The organism is Salmonella sp. NW645, from assembly GCF_051703725.1.
Taxonomy (GTDB): Bacteria; Pseudomonadota; Gammaproteobacteria; order Enterobacterales; family Enterobacteriaceae; genus Salmonella; species Salmonella enterica.
Genome location: NZ_JAMMKR010000001.1, coordinates 370748 through 388563, shown reverse-complemented (window position 1 = coordinate 388563; position 17816 = coordinate 370748). Strand labels below are relative to the sequence as shown.

At 51.0% G+C, this 17816-nt stretch carries 18 protein-coding genes; 11 read left to right on the top strand and 7 right to left on the bottom strand.

What is annotated here, in order from left to right; translation table 11 throughout:
- Nucleotides 1-40 precede the first annotated feature (40 nt).
- Nucleotides 41-691, top strand: coding sequence for a protein-serine/threonine phosphatase (gene pphA, locus NA389_RS01925; RefSeq protein WP_000986166.1), 651 nt, complete (start codon nt 41-43; stop codon nt 689-691).
- 18 nt (nt 692-709) lie between these two features.
- Here the strand turns inward: pphA and NA389_RS01920 are convergent, their stop codons facing one another.
- The 5 genes from NA389_RS01920 to yebS form a co-directional block, all read right to left on the bottom strand.
- Entirely contained in the window at nt 710-901 is a 192-nt protein-coding gene (locus NA389_RS01920) for a YebW family protein (RefSeq protein WP_000457838.1), read from the bottom strand.
- Nucleotides 902-1011: 110 nt separating this feature from the next.
- Nucleotides 1012-1248 (bottom strand): YebV family protein, encoded by a 237-nt coding sequence (locus NA389_RS01915; RefSeq protein WP_024131167.1) that lies wholly within the window; start codon nt 1246-1248, stop codon nt 1012-1014.
- A 117-nt stretch (nt 1249-1365) separates the two neighbouring features.
- The gene (gene rsmF / locus NA389_RS01910) at nt 1366-2805 is read right to left on the bottom strand and encodes a 16S rRNA (cytosine(1407)-C(5))-methyltransferase RsmF (protein WP_024134656.1); all 1440 of its coding nucleotides are present in this window, start codon (nt 2803-2805) and stop codon (nt 1366-1368) included.
- Between the two features lie 77 nt (nt 2806-2882).
- Nucleotides 2883-5516 (bottom strand): PqiB family protein, encoded by a 2634-nt coding sequence (locus NA389_RS01905; protein WP_001542507.1) that lies wholly within the window; start codon nt 5514-5516, stop codon nt 2883-2885.
- Nucleotides 5485-6768 carry a membrane integrity lipid transport subunit YebS gene (gene yebS, locus NA389_RS01900; RefSeq protein WP_001207296.1) on the bottom strand — a complete coding sequence of 428 codons (1284 nt, stop codon included), beginning with the start codon at nt 6766-6768 and terminating at the stop codon, nt 5485-5487. The genes NA389_RS01905 and yebS overlap by 32 nt, the downstream gene beginning before the upstream one ends.
- Nucleotides 6769-6896: 128 nt before the next feature.
- Between yebS and NA389_RS01895 the strand changes: the two genes are divergently transcribed.
- The 4 genes from NA389_RS01895 (at nt 6897) to htpX (ending at nt 11320) form a co-directional block, all read left to right on the top strand.
- The gene (locus tag NA389_RS01895; protein WP_001518229.1) at nt 6897-7394 is read left to right on the top strand and encodes a GAF domain-containing protein; all 498 of its coding nucleotides are present in this window, start codon (nt 6897-6899) and stop codon (nt 7392-7394) included.
- Nucleotides 7395-7491: 97 nt separating this feature from the next.
- The gene (gene proQ, locus NA389_RS01890) at nt 7492-8178 is read left to right on the top strand and encodes an RNA chaperone ProQ (RefSeq protein ID WP_000431402.1); all 687 of its coding nucleotides are present in this window, start codon (nt 7492-7494) and stop codon (nt 8176-8178) included.
- Nucleotides 8179-8197: 19 nt separating this feature from the next.
- Nucleotides 8198-10246 carry a carboxy terminal-processing peptidase gene (gene prc / locus NA389_RS01885; protein ID WP_001091242.1) on the top strand — a complete coding sequence of 683 codons (2049 nt, stop codon included), beginning with the start codon at nt 8198-8200 and terminating at the stop codon, nt 10244-10246.
- 192 nt (nt 10247-10438) lie between these two features.
- Complete coding sequence (gene htpX / locus NA389_RS01880; protein ID WP_000984498.1) at nt 10439-11320, top strand: protease HtpX; 882 nt, start codon at nt 10439-10441, stop codon at nt 11318-11320.
- 47 nt (nt 11321-11367) lie between these two features.
- Here the strand turns inward: htpX and NA389_RS01875 are convergent, their stop codons facing one another.
- Entirely contained in the window at nt 11368-12741 is a 1374-nt protein-coding gene (locus tag NA389_RS01875; RefSeq protein WP_000416142.1) for an MFS transporter, read from the bottom strand.
- A 175-nt stretch (nt 12742-12916) separates the two neighbouring features.
- Between NA389_RS01875 and kdgR the strand changes: the two genes are divergently transcribed.
- Nucleotides 12917-13708, top strand: coding sequence for a DNA-binding transcriptional regulator KdgR (kdgR, locus tag NA389_RS01870; RefSeq protein WP_001262195.1), 792 nt, complete (start codon nt 12917-12919; stop codon nt 13706-13708).
- Nucleotides 13709-13919: 211 nt separating this feature from the next.
- On the opposite strand, the gene yobH is transcribed toward kdgR, so the two are convergent.
- Entirely contained in the window at nt 13920-14159 is a 240-nt protein-coding gene (gene yobH, locus NA389_RS01865) for an invasion protein YobH (RefSeq protein ID WP_001236780.1), read from the bottom strand.
- Between the two features lie 157 nt (nt 14160-14316).
- On the opposite strand from yobH, the gene mgrB reads away from it, so the two are divergent.
- From mgrB to ftsI, 5 genes are all read left to right on the top strand, one after another.
- A complete protein-coding gene (mgrB, locus tag NA389_RS01860; protein ID WP_000714547.1) occupies nt 14317-14460 on the top strand; it encodes a PhoP/PhoQ regulator MgrB in 144 nt (47 codons plus the stop codon).
- A 70-nt stretch (nt 14461-14530) separates the two neighbouring features.
- Nucleotides 14531-14818, top strand: coding sequence for a YebO family protein (locus tag NA389_RS01855; protein WP_001667129.1), 288 nt, complete (start codon nt 14531-14533; stop codon nt 14816-14818).
- Between the two features lie 648 nt (nt 14819-15466).
- On the top strand, nt 15467-15610 hold the full coding sequence (locus NA389_RS01850; RefSeq protein ID WP_001537930.1) for a DUF2627 domain-containing protein: 144 nt from the start codon (nt 15467-15469) through the stop codon (nt 15608-15610).
- A gap of 12 nt (nt 15611-15622) precedes the next feature.
- The gene (gene cspE / locus NA389_RS01845; protein WP_001062678.1) at nt 15623-15832 is read left to right on the top strand and encodes a transcription antiterminator/RNA stability regulator CspE; all 210 of its coding nucleotides are present in this window, start codon (nt 15623-15625) and stop codon (nt 15830-15832) included.
- A gap of 219 nt (nt 15833-16051) precedes the next feature.
- Nucleotides 16052-17797, top strand: a complete 1746-nt coding sequence (gene ftsI, locus NA389_RS01840; protein WP_000730322.1) for a peptidoglycan glycosyltransferase FtsI — start codon at nt 16052-16054, stop codon at nt 17795-17797.
- The last annotated feature ends 19 nt before the right edge of the window (nt 17798-17816 follow it).

Below are 17816 nucleotides of genomic sequence, written 5' to 3'. Positions count from 1 at the left end.
CTTTTTATATCTGTCCTGGGTAATGAACGACAGGAAAAACATGATGCGGCCTGAAGAGATTTATCAGCGAATAGAGGCAAAGAATTGGCGGCATGTCTGGGTGGTCGGCGATATCCACGGCTGTTTTTCAATGTTAATGAAAAAGTTACGTGAGTGTCGATTTGATCCGCAACAAGACTTGTTAGTTTCTGTGGGCGATCTCATTGATAGAGGCCCGGACAGCCTGGGTTGCCTGGCTTTACTGCGTGAGTCCTGGATGATGGCGGTTCGCGGCAATCATGAACAAATGGCGCTGGATGCGCGGGCCTCATCGCAGTCGACGCTGTGGTTGATGAATGGTGGCGACTGGTTTACCCGCCTGACGGCTGAACACGCTGCGCAAGCTGAAGCGCTTTTTATCCTTTGTCAGCGGCTGCCTTGGATACTGGAAGTTCGCTGCCGCCATAGCACGCATGTGATCGCTCATGCAGATTATCCAGCGTCAACCTATCAATGGCAAAAAAAGGTCGACTTACATCAGGTTCTCTGGAGCCGCGAACGGCTCATAAATAAGCGTGGCGGGATTAGCGGAGCCGATCATTTTTGGTTTGGCCATACGCCGTTGCGCCGGCGCATGGATTTTGCCAACGTACACTATATTGATACAGGCGCGGTATTTGGCGGGCAATTGACGTTAGCGCGGATACAATAGCGGTATCAGCGACCAGGGTTAAAAATCGCTATATTGCTGCGCAGGTCGCCAGAAGCCGTCGATAAAATCCTCTACCGGAAAACAGCCGCCATGGCGAATCCGTTGATCGTCCATCGAATAAAGACATTGCTGCTCGGTATCGTAGATGTCCACGACAATATCCTCGCATCCTCCATCCAGGTAACATACAAAAAGTACCAGCGCGAACATTACATCCTCAATGTTAACTACTTTACACGATAGTGTAGGAGAGGTTAGCGCAGGGGGGAAATGAGAAAAGGAAGAATAAATAACCCGCCTGGCGACGGGTTCTTTTTGAGTCAGGCAAGACGCATGACCCAGGCATCAGATTTAGGATCGTAATGATTACGGAACAAAACGGAATGTTCCCCGTTGAGAATGGCGGGAACGCTGGTTTCGGCATCCCAGGCGTCCAGTTGCATACATAAATCCGGATCGGATTTACAGGGGATAGTTAACGTTCGCTCCCCCGGTGATTCGCCATGTAATTCGGCATCGTCGATTTCAAAAGCGCCAATGCGCACACTGGTTTTCATCATCGTGCTCTCCGTTAATACGCTAATTGTGGTACGACCAGTTTAGCCGTCCATTTTTCAGCGTAGTCAACGTACGCAAAAGCGCCAGTCAAAAAGTGCGGTTTTTTTGTGCGCCTTTTAACTGTTACCAGTAAAGAGTTTGCCATCACGTACCAGTTCACGCGGGTAACTGTTCTTTATTCTTGAGCCGATACGTTTTGCCAGACCAAGCGGCTGATGCTGGAACGTCACCAGGACATCATCAGCGGCGGGGGGTGTTTGCGGATAAATATCCCGACCGCGATACCACTCCTCCGCCTCTTGCGCAGAAAGTTCGAACGCGTGAGCATGAGTCGGGCAGGCAAGGGCTATCGTCGCCTCATGTTGCCAGCGATAGCCTTTATTATGACTTTCGGCCAGCTTAATGCCGAGCCGGGAAAAACGGATTTTTCCGATCAGTGATTCAATCTCTGCCGGGAACAGCCAGACCTCTTTATCACGCTGCCAAAGATGGAGATTTTCATCCCATAGCAGTCCGACGGCGTTGGCCGCCTGGGTAACGTGTAATGCTTCGCGGCCTTTGAGGGGGGTAAAAGGAAATGCCCCCACTTTATACCCCGGCGCGGGCATGGCTGGAAGGGATGACATTTTACGCAGACGTGCGACAAAGAATCCTTCGCAGTCGTAAATTTGCGGGAAGACGTGCAGGAAGCCTTCCGGGGTGAGGGCGCGGTCAGCGTCAGGAAACAGATCACCCAGCGGAAAAAATTCAACGGCGTCGGCGTAGGTCTCTTTCAGCCAGAGGCAGACCTCTTCGTTTTCCTGGCGATTTAACGTGCAGGTGGAGTAGACCAGCGTGCCGCCGGGTCGTAAAGCATGAAAAGCGCTGTCGAGCAGTTCCCGCTGTGTCGCCGCGATATCCAGATTGCTTTCTGGCGACCAGTTTTTTAGCGCATCAGGATCTTTACGTACTACGCCTTCGCCAGAGCAGGGCGCATCCAGCAGGATAGCGTCAAACATCTCCGGTAACGCAGCGCCAAATACGCGGCCATCGAAATGCGTCAGTGCGGTATTGGCGATTCCACATCGGCTGATATTAGCGTGCAGAACTTTGACGCGGCTGGCCGAAAATTCGTTGGCCAGAATGGCGCCGCGGTTCCCCATGCGGGCTGCGATCTGCGTGGTTTTGGAACCAGGCGCCGCTGCCATATCCATGACCCGCTGCGGATGATTACCATCGGCGAACAGGGCCGCGACCGGCAGCATCGAACTGGCCTCCTGAATGTAAAACAGGCCGCTTAAATGCTCAGCGGTACTGCCAAGCGGCAATGCCTCTTCATCATCGCGCTCGATCCAGAATCCTTCATGACACCACGGAATTGGCGTGAGCGACCAGCCGTAGGGCGCGATTAGGGCAAGGAAATCAGCCACGGATATTTTAAGCGTATTGATGCGTATACTGCGGCGCAACGGGCGTTGGCAGGCCGAAATAAATTCATCAAAAGAGAGCGTGGAAGGCATTGCTTCACGCATTTGCGTCAGAAAAGCGTCAGGAAAATAGACAGCGTGTTGAGCCACAGGTGTATCGCCGGCAAAAAAACAGGCGCGCAGTGTAGCATAAAACGCTCCGGCGCGAGTACGCCGGAGCCTGGTGTTTAACGTGGCAGAGCGGTACCCCATTCACGCCACTCTTTCGGTTCGCTCTCTTGTAACAGGAAATGCTTACCGGCTTGCGCTTTTGGTGCCAGCGGCGTACCAGGTGGAGTAGCGAAGGCGATACCGCCACGGATGAACTGATTAAATGTTCCCGTTTTCACCACGCCGCCTGTTAGACCAAAGTCGAGACTATAGCCGGAGGCGAGCCAGAATACGGAGTTATTACGCACCAGATATTGGTAACGCTTACTGATGCGCAAGGTGATCATCACGCGATCGGAGAGCGACCCCAGGGACATTCCGGTGACGGTTCCCACTTCGATACCGCGGAACAGGACGGGGGTGCCAATATTAAGCGAGCCTGCTTCTGGCGCCTCCACGACGATGCTTAACCCATCCAGATAGCGTGAGTCGGTAATCGTGGCTTCCTGCAGTTCAAAGTCGCGCCGCGCCGCGCCGCGTCCTGGCTCAACGTTAATATAGGGCTGGAGAATCGTATCCAGATGCTCGACGCCCGCCGCGGAAATTTGTGGCGTAATAACGGAAAAACGTGTTCCGGCGCGGGCAAATGTCTGTACATACTCCGGATAAAGTACGGCTTTTGCCTGCACTTCATTACGTGCGGTGATCAATTCCAGCGTCTGGATCTGGCCGATATCAATACCGAGGTAACGAATTGGCATCCCTTCCGCCAGTTTTCCGGCGTCGAACGCGTGCAGCGTAATTTGTCCGCCTACCGCGCGGGCGGAAGTTTCTGAAGCATAAAGAATGCGTTTATCGCCTTTGTGCCGGCTGGCGCTGGCGCCGCTCAGGTTATCAAAACTAATGGCCCCTTTCAGCGCGCGGGAGAGTGGCGAGGCCTGTACCGTTAGGCCGCTGCCGTTAAGTTGCACCTTCGCGCCGCCTTCCGCCCAGAACACGCTATTGCTGGTTAACAGGTGGCGATATTCCGGCTTAATATGTAGGTCGATGTCAAAGGTATTGGCGCGTGGGCGAACGGTGATGACTTCGCCTACTTCAAATTTTCGATACAGCACGACGGAACCTGCCTGGACATCCGGCAACGTTTCGGCCGTCAGCGTTAAGGTGGTAGTCGGTAAGTCACTGAGGCTATTTTCCAGCGCTTTTTCCAGGTTAGCATAGAGCGGGTAGGTGGATTTCATCTTCCCGCTCGTACCGGGTAAAATACGAATTCCGCCGTCAATCCACTCGCTGGCGCTGGCACCGAGGAACTCTACGCCGTCAAGGCCGACTTTGACATCCACCCGGCTGTTGACCACGAATTTACTGTCGCCCTGTACCAAATCCCGGTGCTGCGGTTCAATCGCGACGGTGAATGACACGCCTTTACTGGATAAGTTGCGCTCAATGACCTGGCCAATTTTTACGCCATGTAAAATTAACGGCTGGCCCGGTTCGATGCCGTAACTTTCCGGGGCCGTCAGCGTCAGGGTTAAGGCATTCGCCTCATGCAGCAAAGCTTTTTCACCCGGCACCACCACAAATTCACTGCGCGGTTCGCCGTCGCCCGGCACCAGCTCGAAGGTTTTTCCGGTTAACAACGAACTGATATTCGCGTCGCTTAACGACAGTTTGGGATTGCGTAACTCAATACGCGTATTTTCCCGCATCAGCGGAACAACGCTGGGATCGACGGTCATCTCTCCGGTGACTTTACCGCCAGGGTTGAGCGTCAGTTTAGAAAGCTCACCCACCTCCAGTCCCTGGTACATGAGCGGCGTAGATTCCGCCTTCAGACCGTCTCCGCTGGGCAGCTCAAGTTTAACGATTACCCCTCGTTGGCTGTGGGCTAAATCTTTATATAAGCCGAACGTGTCATCCTGGGCGGCGGGTTTGGAATTGTCCGGCGAGTCAAACGCAATCGCGCCATTGACCAGGGCCGCGAGGCTCTCCAGTTTCACCTTCGCGCCGCTCAGGCTTAGATCGGCGTCAATGCCGGAGACATTCCAGAAACGGCTGCCTTTTTTCACCAGATCGGTAAACCGTCGCTCAATCAGAACGTCAATCGTAACGCCCTGTTTGTTAGGATTAATCGAATAGTCATACACCCGTCCGACAGGGATTTTACGGAAATAGACCAGTGAACCGCTATTAAGCGAACCGAGATCCGGCGCATTGAGATGAATCATCAGATCGCCGTTGCTAAGCCGGTATTTAGGCTGTGTATCCAGGGCGACGAAATGATCTCTGGGCTTGCCTTTACCTGGCATCATACCGATGTAATTCCCGCCGACCAACGCATCCAGGCCGGAAACGCCCGCCAGCGAGGCTTTGGGCGTCACCAGCCAGAATTGCGTCTCTTCGCGCAACGCATCTTCCATATCTGATTTGATACTGACGCGAACTTCAATTTTGCGCAGATCTTTGCTCAGGCTGACATCTTCCACGGTGCCGACTTCTACTCCCTGATAGCGAACGGGAGTACGGCCCGGTACGATACCGTCCGCCGACATAAAATCGATAGTCACGCTATTGCCGCGATCCTGGTAGCTATCCCATACTAGCCACCCTGCGATCATTAGCGCGATAAGCGGTAGCAGCCAGAAAGGTGAAATACGGCGTTTGGTTTTAATTTGCGCTTCAGTCTTCGAAGCGGGCGTTTCCTGACTCATGTGCATCCCAAAGTAAGCGGCTATCCAGCCATTCCACTGCAAGAATAGTCAAAATTACCGCTGCGCCGAAATAAAACGCAGCCGGTCCCATAGTAAAAGCCAGAATCTGATCGCGATTAATCAGAGACATGGTTAACGAGATAACGAAAAGATCCAGCATCGACCAGCGGCCTATCCATGTCACCAGACGCAGCAACAGAATTCGCGTCCGCAGTCCCTGTTCGCATTTAAAATGGATACTCAACAGTAGCGTAAACATCACGATGACTTTGGTAAACGGCACCAAAATACTGGCGATAAAAACGACGGCGGCGACGGCGATATTGCTGCTGGCAAGCGACATAATGCCCGACAGGATAGTGTCTTCCTGACGCCCGCCATTAATGTAGATTACCGAGATAGGCAGCAGGTTTGCCGGCAGCAAAAAGACAATAGACGCCAGCAAGGCCGCCCAACACTTCTGTATGCTCTGTTTTCTGCGTAACCGCAGCGGAATATGACAACGCGGGCAGCGTCCTTTCGCATCCGGATAGCCGCTAAAGTGGCAGCCAAGACAGACGCGCAATCTTTCGTCCGCACGTTGAGCAGGGCGCTGCGGATAAAATCGTTCCCATAGTTGCTCCACATTCAGATGAATCATAGTCAGAATGCTAAGAACCACCAACGAGACGAATGCTAAAAGCCCGATGCCCGGCTGCAGAAAGGCATAGTCCTGCACTTTGATAGAGGCAACGCCAATACCGACCAGATAGATGTCCAGCATCACCCACTCTTTCAGTTTTTCCAGCATCAGCAGGACTGGACGCAGATTCATGCCGAGGAGGCTGCCAAACCACAGATAAGTAATTGAAAAAACCAGAATAAGCGGCGCGCCCACCACGCAAAAGAGCACCATTGCGGCGGTTAACGGATCGCCCTGCTGCGTCATTTGCCAGATGCCGTGCATCACATTGGCATCAATGCGTACGCCCAACAGGTAGATATGGAGTAGCGGTTCACTCCAGGCAAACGGCATCAATAGCAGCATGGTTACTGCCATCGCGGTCAGCCGCGTCAGCGACCAGTCGCGCCCATCGCGAATTTTGGCCTGGCAACGAGGACAATAAGCGCTTTGATGAGCGCTCATCTCCGGCAAGCTGAACAGCATGTCGCATTCAGGGCAGCGCTGGTAGTGGCTGCGCGGCAGCGCTTCGCTAATTGACCTGATCGTTAGCTTTTTTGTTGGCGTGACGTGTGAGGTGTTCAGAGCCATGTATCGTGAATCAAAGTGTTAGAATAATGTAATCTTAACTCATGACAGGAATAATCTTGAGCAAGAACGCATTTAATGCTTATTTTAATAGCCTGTGTTTAGGAGTAAGACCACGAAGTGATTATATAATGAGCAAAACAGAACTATACGCGGCATTAAACCGCGATTTTCAGTCGTTAATGGCAGGTGAAACCAGCTTTCTGGCTACGCTGGCGAATACCAGCGCGCTACTGTTCGAACGTCTTACCGAGGTGAACTGGGCAGGGTTTTATCTCCTCGAAGGCGATACGCTGGTGTTGGGGCCGTTTCAGGGGCGAATCGCCTGTGTGCGGATTCCGGTTGGTCGCGGCGTGTGTGGCGCAGCGGTAGCGCAGAATAAGGTTCAACGTATTGATGATGTTCATGCGTTTGACGGCCATATTGCCTGTGATGCCGCCAGCAACGCCGAAATTGTGCTGCCTGTCACGGTTGGCGAACGGATTATCGGCGTGCTGGATATAGATAGCACGGCGTTTGGCCGTTTTACCGAAGAAGATGAACACGGCCTGCGTACGCTGGTCGCACAGCTTGAAACCGTGCTTGCAACGACGGATTACAAAAAATTCTTTGCGAGCGTCGCAGGATAATCAACGGATAACGTAGCAATTACTGATGGCGTCATTATAATGACGCCTGTTCATGCCTGCTGCTTGTTGGCTACGTCCGTTGTAATCAGGAAATTTCATGGAAAATCAACCTAAGTTGAATAGCAGTAAAGAAGTTATCGCGTTTCTGGCCGAGCGTTTTCCTCACTGTTTTAGTGCGGAAGGCGAAGCTCGCCCGCTGAAAATTGGTATTTTTCAGGATCTGGTAGAGCGAGTTGGGGGCGAAATGAACCTCAGCAAAACGCAACTTCGTTCCGCTTTACGTCTTTATACTTCAAGCTGGCGTTACCTGTACGGCGTTAAGCCGGGCGCAACGCGCGTCGACCTTGATGGCAATCCGTGCGGCGAGCTGGAAGAACAGCATGTCGAACATGCGCGTAAGCAGCTTGAAGAAGCCAAAGCCCGTGTTCAGGCGCAGCGCGCAGAGCAGCAAGCGAAAAAACGCGAAGCTGCCGCGGCGGCTGGCGAAAAAGAAGACGCGCCGCGACGCGAGCGTAAACCTCGCCCGGTAGCGCGTCGTAAAGAAGGCGCTGAACGTAAACCTCGCGCTGATAAACAGACGACGAAAGCGCCGCGTGCGCCTCGCGAAGAGAAGCACACGCCGGTTTCTGATATTTCAGTATTGACCGTAGGGCAGTCCCTCAAGGTGAAAGCGGGTAATAATGCGATGGATGCCACCGTATTAGAAATCACCAAAGATGGTGTCCGTGTACAGCTGAATTCGGGTATGTCTTTGATTGTACGCGCAGAACACCTGGTGTTCTGAAACGGAGGCCAGGCCTGGCATGAACACTTTTTTTAGGCTTACCGCGTTAGCTGGCCTGCTTGCATTAGCAGGCCAGTCCTTCGCCGTGGAAGATATTACGCGTGCCGATCAAATTCCCGTATTAAAGGAAGAGACGCAACATGCGACGGTGAGCGAGCGCGTAACGTCGCGTTTTACCCGCTCCCATTATCGCCAGTTCGATCTGGATGAGGCATTTTCGGCAAAGATTTTTGATCGCTATCTGAATCTTCTCGACTATAGCCACAACGTTTTGTTGGCGAGCGATGTCGAGCAGTTTGCGAAAAAGAAAACCGTGTTGGGCGATGAGCTGCGCACGGGTAAGCTGGATGTTTTTTACGATCTTTATAACCTGGCGCAAAAGCGCCGGTTTGAACGTTACCAGTACGCGCTAAAAGTGCTGGAGCGGCCAATGGATTTCACCGGAAACGATACGTTTAACCTGGACCGCAGTAAAGCGCCCTGGCCGAAAGATGAGGCTGAGCTAAATGCGCTGTGGGATAGTAAAGTGAAATTCGATGAGCTCAGTCTGAAACTCACCGGCAAGAGCGACAAAGAAATTCGCGAAACGCTGACGCGTCGCTACAAATTCGCTATTCGTCGCCTGGCGCAGACCAACAGTGAAGATGTGTTCTCGCTGGCGATGACCGCTTTTGCGCGTGAAATCGACCCGCATACGAATTATCTTTCTCCTCGCAATACCGAGCAGTTTAATACCGAAATGAGCCTGTCTCTGGAAGGTATCGGCGCGGTGCTGCAAATGGATGACGATTATACTGTCATTAACTCATTGGTCGCCGGCGGCCCGGCAGCGAAGAGCAAGTCGATTAGCGTCGGCGATCGTATCGTCGGCGTAGGGCAGGCCGGAAAACCGATGGTCGACGTGATTGGCTGGCGTCTTGACGATGTGGTGGCGCTGATTAAAGGGCCAAAAGGCAGCAAGGTCCGACTGGAAATACTGCCGGCTGGTAAAGGGACGAAAACGCGTATCATCACGCTGACGCGTGAACGGATTCGTCTTGAAGATCGTGCGGTTAAAATGTCGGTGAAAACCGTCGGCAAGGAAAAAGTTGGCGTACTGGATATTCCAGGCTTCTATGTCGGCTTGACCGATGATGTCAAAGTTCAGCTTCAGAAGCTGGAAAAACAGAACGTTAACAGCATCGTTATCGATCTGCGTTCAAACGGCGGTGGGGCGCTGACGGAAGCCGTTTCGCTTTCCGGTCTGTTTATCCCTTCTGGTCCGATAGTTCAGGTGCGCGACAATAACGGCAAAGTGCGTGAGGATAGCGACACCGACGGCGTGGTCTACTACAAAGGCCCGCTGGTGGTGCTGGTCGATCGTTTCAGTGCCTCGGCATCGGAAATCTTTGCTGCCGCGATGCAGGATTATGGGCGCGCGCTGATTGTCGGTGAGCCGACCTTCGGTAAAGGGACGGTACAACAATATCGTTCGCTAAACCGAATTTACGATCAGATGCTTCGCCCGGAATGGCCTGCGCTGGGTTCGGTGCAGTACACCATTCAGAAGTTTTACCGTGTCAACGGCGGTAGTACGCAGCGTAAAGGGGTCACGCCGGACATCATCATGCCGACCGGCAATGAAGAGACGGAAACCGGAGAAAAATTTGAAGATAACGCCTTGCCGTGGGATAGCATTGATGCGGCGAAATACGTGAAATCGGATGATTTGGCCCCGTTTGGCCCGGAATTATTGAAAGAACACAACGCGCGTATCGCCAAAGATCCTGAGTTCCAGTACATCATGAAGGATATCGCACGTTTCAATGCCATGAAGGATAAGCGCAACATCGTCTCTCTGAATTATGCGCAGCGTGAGAAAGAGAACAATGAAGAAGACGCTCTGCGTCTGGCGCGTATTAACGATCGGTTTAAACGTGAGGGTAAACCGTTGCTGAAGAAACTGGACGATCTGCCAAAGGATTACCAGGAGCCGGACCCATACCTTGATGAAACGGTGAAGATTGCTCTGGACCTGGCGCATCTTGAAAAAGAAAAACCAGCGGAGCAGGCGGCAGCCAATAAGTAACGCTAAACAGGCACAAAAAATTGTGCCTGTTTTTTTTAACAAGCGCAGAAGTCGTCAGGATAATGCTACAAAATGTAAAGTTGTGTTTTTCTCGTGACTTACCGCCTGGTGATGCTTGAAAATAGCCATAAGACCCATACGATGTGGGTAATCGCATAGTGCGCTTTGTTAAATTGAGGTTAAAAGAAAATTATGATGCGAATCGCGCTCTTCCTGCTGACGAACCTGGCCGTGATGGTCGTTTTCGGGCTGGTTCTGAGCCTGACAGGGATACAGTCGAGCAGCGTGCAAGGCTTGCTGATCATGGCGCTGCTGTTTGGTTTTGGCGGTTCTTTTATTTCATTGCTGATGTCCAAATGGATGGCGTTAAAATCCGTAGGAGGGGAAGTTATTGAACAGCCTCGCAATGAAAGAGAACGCTGGTTGATGAACACCGTAGCAACGCAAGCGCGCCAGGCCGGTATCGCCATGCCGCAGGTTGCTATCTACCATGCGCCGGACATTAACGCGTTTGCGACGGGCGCACGCCGTGACGCCTCATTGGTCGCTGTGAGCACCGGTTTGTTGCAAAACATGAGCCCTGACGAAGCGGAAGCCGTCATTGCGCATGAAATCAGCCATATTGCCAATGGCGATATGGTGACGATGACGTTGATTCAGGGGGTGGTTAACACCTTCGTTATCTTTATTTCGCGCATTATCGCGCAAATTGCCGCTGGTTTTCTGGGCGGCAACCGTGATGAAGGCGAAGGAAGTAACGGTAATCCGCTAATCTATTTCGCCGTTGCGACGGTGCTGGAACTGGTCTTCGGTATTCTGGCGAGCATCATCACCATGTGGTTCTCCCGTTACCGTGAGTTTCATGCCGATGCGGGATCGGCGAAGCTGGTTGGCCGTGAAAAAATGATTGCCGCGTTGCAGCGCCTGAAAACCAGCTACGAGCCGCAAGAAGCGACCAGCATGATGGCGTTTTGTATTAACGGTAAATCGAAATCGTTAAGCGAGCTGTTTATGACGCACCCACCGCTTGATAAACGCATTGAAGCGCTACGTAGCGGTGAGTACCTGAAATAATAAGCCTACTGGCAAGTATGAAAAGCGCGTCGAATGACGCGCTTTTTTTACGCCTGAACGCGTGGTTGCGTAATACGTAAACCGCTCACTACCGCCGCGAGAGTCGCCAGGATCGCCGCCGCGAGCAACGAAAGATGCGTACCGCTATCGCCAAACTGGTTCAACATTAGCGCTACCAGCGCGGCGCCAGTACTTTGGCCTAACAGTCGCGCCGTGCCCAGCATCCCGCTGGCGCCACCGCTGCGCTCACGCGGCGCGGAAGTGATAATGGTGTGATTATTCGGCGACTGGAACAGGCCAAACCCTGCGCCGCAAAGGATCATCGGCCAGATAATATTCAGATCGGAGGGGGAGCCTGGCAACATGACCAGCGCAAACAACCCGGCTGCCATTATCACCATTCCCAGCGCCCCCAGCAAACCGGCATGAAGACGTTCTATCAGGTATCCCGCCAGCGGTGCCATCACCATCGTTGCCAGTGGCCAGGGCGTCAATAACAGGCCGGTTTCTACTTCGCTACGGCCCAGCACGGTTTGCAGATAAAAAGGTAGCGAGACCATGGCTAACATTTGCGCGCAGAACGAGCAAATTGACGTGCCGATCGAGAGTGAAAAAAGCGGAATGCGTAACAAGTCGATGGGTAACAAGGGGACGGGCAAAGAAAGCTGGCGGCGCACGAAGAAAAAACCGACCACGACCAGAACGAGCAGCTCTGCGCCAATCAACGTTAGCGACTGTCCTTGGGCAAATCCGCTCAATGCGGTAATCAGCAGGCCAAATGTGAGCGCATTCATTACCGCGCTCGGTAAGTCAAAGCGCGGCTTAGTGTCATGGGCGATGTTTGCTGGTAAAAAGCGTATGGCCAGAATTAACGCGATGATACCTAACGGGACATTAATCAGAAACAGCCATTTCCATGATGAGATGGACAGGATCGCCGCGGCGATCGTCGGACCCGCGGCGGAAGAGACTGCGACGATAAAAGAGTTAATTCCCATGCCTCGTCCCAGATGACGCTGGGGGTAGATAAGACGAATCAGCGCCGTGTTTACGCTCATTAGCGCCGCGCCGCCAAATCCCTGCGCGATGCGCGCCAGCGTCAGCATCTGCAGCGAGTCTGAAAGCGCGCAAAACAATGATGAAAGCAGAAATACCACTAAACCACATTTATAGATCCGGCGATAACCAAACATGTCGCCTAAAAAAGACAGGGAAAGTAGTGAGACGACAATGGCGATTTGGTACGCATTGACAATCCAGATAGAGCTGGCAGGGGAGGCATGTAAATCAGTCGCAATGGTTGGCAGCGCGACATTAGCGATTGCGCCATCCAGAACCGCCATCGAAATACCGATAATAATCGTCAGGATAGCGCCGTATCTCTGCGGGAGGGGCAGGCCATCGGCCCGTGTTTTTTCCATAAGTATTTTGTAATAAGGGGAATTATGAGCTGAATAATAATGTTAGCATTAATATTGAGTTGTTATGTCGCAGATTTGTAACGAAGTAAGCAAAGATGGATTGCGGGCGACCTGGCGTGAAATTATAATAAAAACTCGTTCTGAATTTTATAAAACGCTCGTAATGAGGTGATAAATGGCAAACGCAGATCTGGATAAGCAGCCTGATTCTGTATCTTCTGTGCTGAAAGTTTTCGGCATTCTGCAGGCGCTGGGTGAAGAGCGTGAAATAGGGATTACCGAGCTATCGCAGCGCGTCATGATGTCGAAAAGCACCGTTTATCGCTTTTTGCAAACCATGAAAACGCTGGGCTACGTGGCTCAGGAAGGGGAGTCTGAAAAATACTCTCTGACGCTAAAGCTGTTTGAGCTGGGCGCACGAGCTTTGCAAAATGTTGATCTCATCCGCAGTGCGGACATTCAGATGCGTGAACTGTCTCGTCTGACAAAAGAAACTATCCATCTTGGCGCGCTGGATGAAGACAGCATTGTCTATATCCATAAAATTGACTCTATGTACAATCTGCGGATGTACTCACGTATTGGGCGTCGTAATCCGCTGTACAGTACGGCCATCGGTAAAGTGCTTCTGGCCTGGCGCGACCGTGATGAGGTTAAGCAGATTCTCGACGGCGTAGAGTATAAGCAAAGCACTGGACGCACGATTACCAGCACTGAAGCGTTGTTGCCGCTGTTGGATGAAGTGCGTGCGCAAGGCTACGGTGAAGATAACGAAGAACAGGAAGAAGGGTTACGTTGTATCGGCGTACCGGTATTTGACCGTTTTGGCGTAGTCATCGCAGGGTTAAGCATTTCGTTCCCGACGCTGCGTTTTTCAGAAGAACGCCTACAGGAATATGTGGCTATGTTACACGCCGCCGCGCGTAAAATTTCTGAACAAATGGGTTACAACGATTATCCCTTCTAAGCAACGTTATTAGCATGACGTTAAAAAAAAGCAGCTACGAAAAATGTAGCTGCTTTTTTTATAACATCGGGTGGGATGAAATCGTAAAAGTAGATAATATCTGTCGGCTTATTTAACGGTTATTAAAATATTATTTAACAGTACTTATGAACAACAGCCAATATAGGGGAATTATTGGCGATAGTTTCACTGTGAAATTATTTATTGCCGCTTAGCCATTATCCACCACGGTGGCGATTTTTCTGAAAATGGGACAGTCGGAAAAGCCAATAATGCCGCTGTTGGTATGGAGATATTGCGCCGTGCTGGTGCCGCGTGCGGTCAGGTAATGGCACTGTAAACCCAGCCCCGCAGCGTTCACTTTACTTCCCACCAGGACGCCATAGCCGCTCATCAGCAGGCCTATCCACACCAGGGCAAACAATACAATTGCGCGAATGATCAAACGCATTACTACCTCTTTTCTTTTTTAGTTAGAATAAGAGTAGCGTGTACATTGATTGAAACAAGTGAATCATTCCTAAAAACATATAATGCCGCTACAGTTACTCCTGGTTTAAGTAACTCATGATAATTTAGCGACATAAGATGTAAGATCGGAGAGTGGAGTGAAAAAATTTCGATGGGTCGTTCTCGGCATCGTGGTGGTAGTATGCCTGTTGCTGTGGGCGCAGGTGTTTAATATCATGTGCGATCAGGATGTACAATTTTTCAGCGGTATTTGCGCCATCAATAAATTTATTCCCTGGTAAACGTTTTACACCAGAGATTTCCTTCCCGTGTAGCAGTGGTAGAATGACGTCTCTACATTGAGGTGGTGAAATGAACGACGTTTTAAACTCTGGTGCGTTTTCTCTTGCATCTTTAATAGTATCAATGGTGGTTCTGGTGGTGGGGCTGGTGCTCTGGTTCTTTGTCAACCGGGCAAGTTCCCGTGCCAACGAGCAGATAGAACTGCTCGAAGCGTTATTGGATCAACAGAAGCGGCAAAACGCGTTGTTACGTCGCCTTTGCGAAGCAAACGAACCAGAAAAAGAAGCGGAACCCGCAACAGCGGCAAGCGAACCAAAAGAGGATGAGGACATCATTCGTCTGGTTGCAGAACGATAATGCTTACCGGGGCGCAAATGGCGCCAGTGCCATACGCCCCATTTCCCCGTCGGATCTCTCCGCGTTGCCGTTTGCAACTGATACTACGGCATCAACGCCTTACATAATATATGGCTTTATATGCAACATAGTTTTATATGTATAACAAAAGGACATATGGCATTTTTGTGATACCGCTCATTCTCTATTAAAAGCGAAACGTTTCTCTCTCTTTATGGATTGTCATTGTTTGTTCATTATTTTAAGGCATTCTGTAAAGACGCAGAACATCACAAAAAGCGGTGTCGAAAATCGCTTTTTTTTTCTATTATTTTGATTAAAAGGTGTTTTTTATCATTGTGACAATTTATGCATAACTCAGCATAGAAAGTGATATGAAAAATACAGCTTTTAAATGTGATTTGATGCACTGGAAGAAGCGAAGTTATTGAGCTATGGTAGAAAAATGGCTTTTCAGCAGTGACGTTGTCAGGAGTCCGTCAGCGCGTGAGGATATATCTTTCGCAACTTTGTTGCATAAACGTGCTGTCAATTTGTGAAGGTTCTCGTAATTTGTGCGACGGATCGAGACACGTTTAAAAATGGCTTGCCATAATTAACGTTGTATGTGATAACAGGCTTTGGGTTAAACGAGGTACAGTTCTGTTTATGTGTGGCATTTTCAGTAAAGAAGTCCTGAGTAAACACGTTGACGTTGAATACCGCTTCTCTGCCGAACCTTATATTAGTGCCTCAAGCAGTAATGTCTCAGTTTTATCTATGTTATGCCTACGGGCAAAGAAAACACTCTAAGGAATTTTGCAAATGGCAAAGATTAAAGGTCAAGTTAAGTGGTTCAACGAATCCAAAGGTTTTGGCTTCATTACTCCGGCTGACGGCAGCAAAGATGTGTTCGTACACTTCTCCGCTATCCAGGGCAATGGTTTCAAAACTCTGGCTGAAGGCCAGAACGTTGAGTTCGAAATTCAGGACGGCCAGAAAGGTCCGGCTGCTGTTAACGTAACAGCTATCTGATTGACACCACTGATTTGATGCGTTTGTCGCGTCAGCCTCAGATATAAAGCCTCGCTAAAAGCGGGGCTTTTTAATTCAATATCCTTCAAAATGTGTCTGGATGCGCTCTCGTTAGCGATTTGTTGCAAAGGCGCGATGTTATTAGCATTGTTTTTTCTGGTTTTTCCGTCCGTTTCCCGTTAAATCAATCACCTGAAAAATGATTCGGCTGGAGATCAGGTGAAAAAGAAAAGCGACGGCGATACCCGTAATTTTACGCCCATACGTTTTGCACTACTTTGCACTGCCATTCTGCTCAGTATGGCATTGTTGTTAGGGCGGGTGGCATGGCTGCAAATTGTTACGCCGTCGAAACTGGTGAAACAAGAAGATATGCGCTCGCTTCGTGAAGTGACCACAGCCTCTCCACGCGGCATGATCACCGACAGAGAAGGGCGACCCTTAGCGGTGAGCGTTCCGGTTAATGCTGTCTGGGCCGATCCGAAGACTATCATAAGCAAAGGCGGCGTTGGCTACAATGAGCGCTGGCAGGCGCTGGCCAGCGCCTTACATCTGTCGCTCAGTACGCTTGCGGAACGGGTAAACAGTAACCCGGCAGGCCGTTTTATCTACCTTGCGCGCCAGGTTTCACCCCAGCAAGCCGAATGGATAGATAAACTGAATCTACCGGGTATTAACCTGCGGGAAGAGTCGCGCCGTTTTTACCCTGCCGGACACGTAGCGGCCAATTTGATCGGCTTTACCAATATCGACGGGCAGGGAATAGAAGGTATTGAAAAAAGCTTTAACGCGCAACTGACGGGAAAACCGGGCTCCCGACTGGTGCGTAAAGATAAATTTGGTCACGTTATTGAGAACATTACGGAAGTGAATCCGGTTCCTGCTCATGAACTTCAGCTTAGCATTGATGAACGTCTGCAAACGGTTACCGAAGATGCGCTGGATAACGCCGTCATCTGGAACAAAGCGGAATCCGGCGCTGCCGTATTGATTAACATCCCAACGGGTGAAATTCTCTCGATGGCGAGCTACCCGGATTTCAACCCGAACAATCGTGAAGGCGCGCAGTTGGACGATTTTCGTAACCGCGCGATTAGCGACACTTTCGAACCCGGTTCTACTGTGAAGCCATTGGTCATTATGACTGCGTTACAGCAGGGCATCGTGCAGCCGGACAGCGTTATCGATACCCATCCTTTTACTCTCGATGGACACCGTATCCGCGACGTCGGTTACTATCCGGAACTGACATTAACCGGCATTTTGCAAAAATCCAGCGATACCGGCGTTTCTCACCTTTCTCTGGCGATGCCGGTGCAGAAATTAATGGATACTTATAAAAGCTTTGGTTTCGGCGTGCCTACCGGACTGGGTCTCACCGGAGAGAGCAGCGGGTTATTACCGAAACGCCGTTACTGGAGTGATTTAGATCGCGCTACCTTCGCTTTTGGCTATGGATTAATGGTGACGCCGCTGCAACTGGCGCATGTTTATGCCACGATTGGCAGCTTTGGTATCTACCGTCCGTTATCGATCACCAAAGTTGATCCGCCCGTGATCGGCACGCGGGTAATGCCGGAAGAACTGGTGCACGAGGTGGAACATATGATGGAGAGCGTCGCGTTGCCTGGCGGCGGCGGAACAAAAGCCGCAGTAAGAGACTACCGTATTGCGGTCAAAACCGGGACGGCGAAAAAAATTGGCGATGATGGTAAATACGTCGATAAGTATGTGGCATATACCGCAGGCGTCGCGCCGGCAAGTAACCCCAGGTTTGCGCTGGTGGTGGTGATTAATAATCCACAAAATGGGGCTTATTATGGCGGCGCGGTATCTGCGCCCGTATTCAGCCAGATCATGGGCGATGTGCTGCGGCTGGAAAATGTTGAGCCAGACGGTATGCCAGCCGATTCAGATCACCTTCTGGTGATGCATGGCAGCCACGTTGCGGTTCCGGGCTCGTAAAGGATTTTCCCGGGGCGCA

Coding starts and splice junctions, on each gene's coding strand:
- pphA (WP_000986166.1), top strand. CDS start 41: ATGATGCGGCCTGAAGAGATTTATCAGCGAATAGAGGCAAAGAATTGG.
- NA389_RS01920 (WP_000457838.1), bottom strand. CDS start 901: ATGTTCGCGCTGGTACTTTTTGTATGTTACCTGGATGGAGGATGCGAG.
- NA389_RS01915 (WP_024131167.1), bottom strand. CDS start 1,248: ATGAAAACCAGTGTGCGCATTGGCGCTTTTGAAATCGACGATGCCGAA.
- NA389_RS01905 (WP_001542507.1), bottom strand. CDS start 5,516: ATGAGTCAGGAAACGCCCGCTTCGAAGACTGAAGCGCAAATTAAAACC.
- yebS (WP_001207296.1), bottom strand. CDS start 6,768: ATGGCTCTGAACACCTCACACGTCACGCCAACAAAAAAGCTAACGATC.
- NA389_RS01895 (WP_001518229.1), top strand. CDS start 6,897: ATGAGCAAAACAGAACTATACGCGGCATTAAACCGCGATTTTCAGTCG.
- proQ (WP_000431402.1), top strand. CDS start 7,492: ATGGAAAATCAACCTAAGTTGAATAGCAGTAAAGAAGTTATCGCGTTT.
- prc (WP_001091242.1), top strand. CDS start 8,198: ATGAACACTTTTTTTAGGCTTACCGCGTTAGCTGGCCTGCTTGCATTA.
- htpX (WP_000984498.1), top strand. CDS start 10,439: ATGATGCGAATCGCGCTCTTCCTGCTGACGAACCTGGCCGTGATGGTC.
- NA389_RS01875 (WP_000416142.1), bottom strand. CDS start 12,741: ATGGAAAAAACACGGGCCGATGGCCTGCCCCTCCCGCAGAGATACGGC.
- kdgR (WP_001262195.1), top strand. CDS start 12,917: ATGGCAAACGCAGATCTGGATAAGCAGCCTGATTCTGTATCTTCTGTG.
- yobH (WP_001236780.1), bottom strand. CDS start 14,159: ATGCGTTTGATCATTCGCGCAATTGTATTGTTTGCCCTGGTGTGGATA.
- NA389_RS01855 (WP_001667129.1), top strand. CDS start 14,531: ATGAACGACGTTTTAAACTCTGGTGCGTTTTCTCTTGCATCTTTAATA.
- NA389_RS01850 (WP_001537930.1), top strand. CDS start 15,467: ATGTGTGGCATTTTCAGTAAAGAAGTCCTGAGTAAACACGTTGACGTT.
- cspE (WP_001062678.1), top strand. CDS start 15,623: ATGGCAAAGATTAAAGGTCAAGTTAAGTGGTTCAACGAATCCAAAGGT.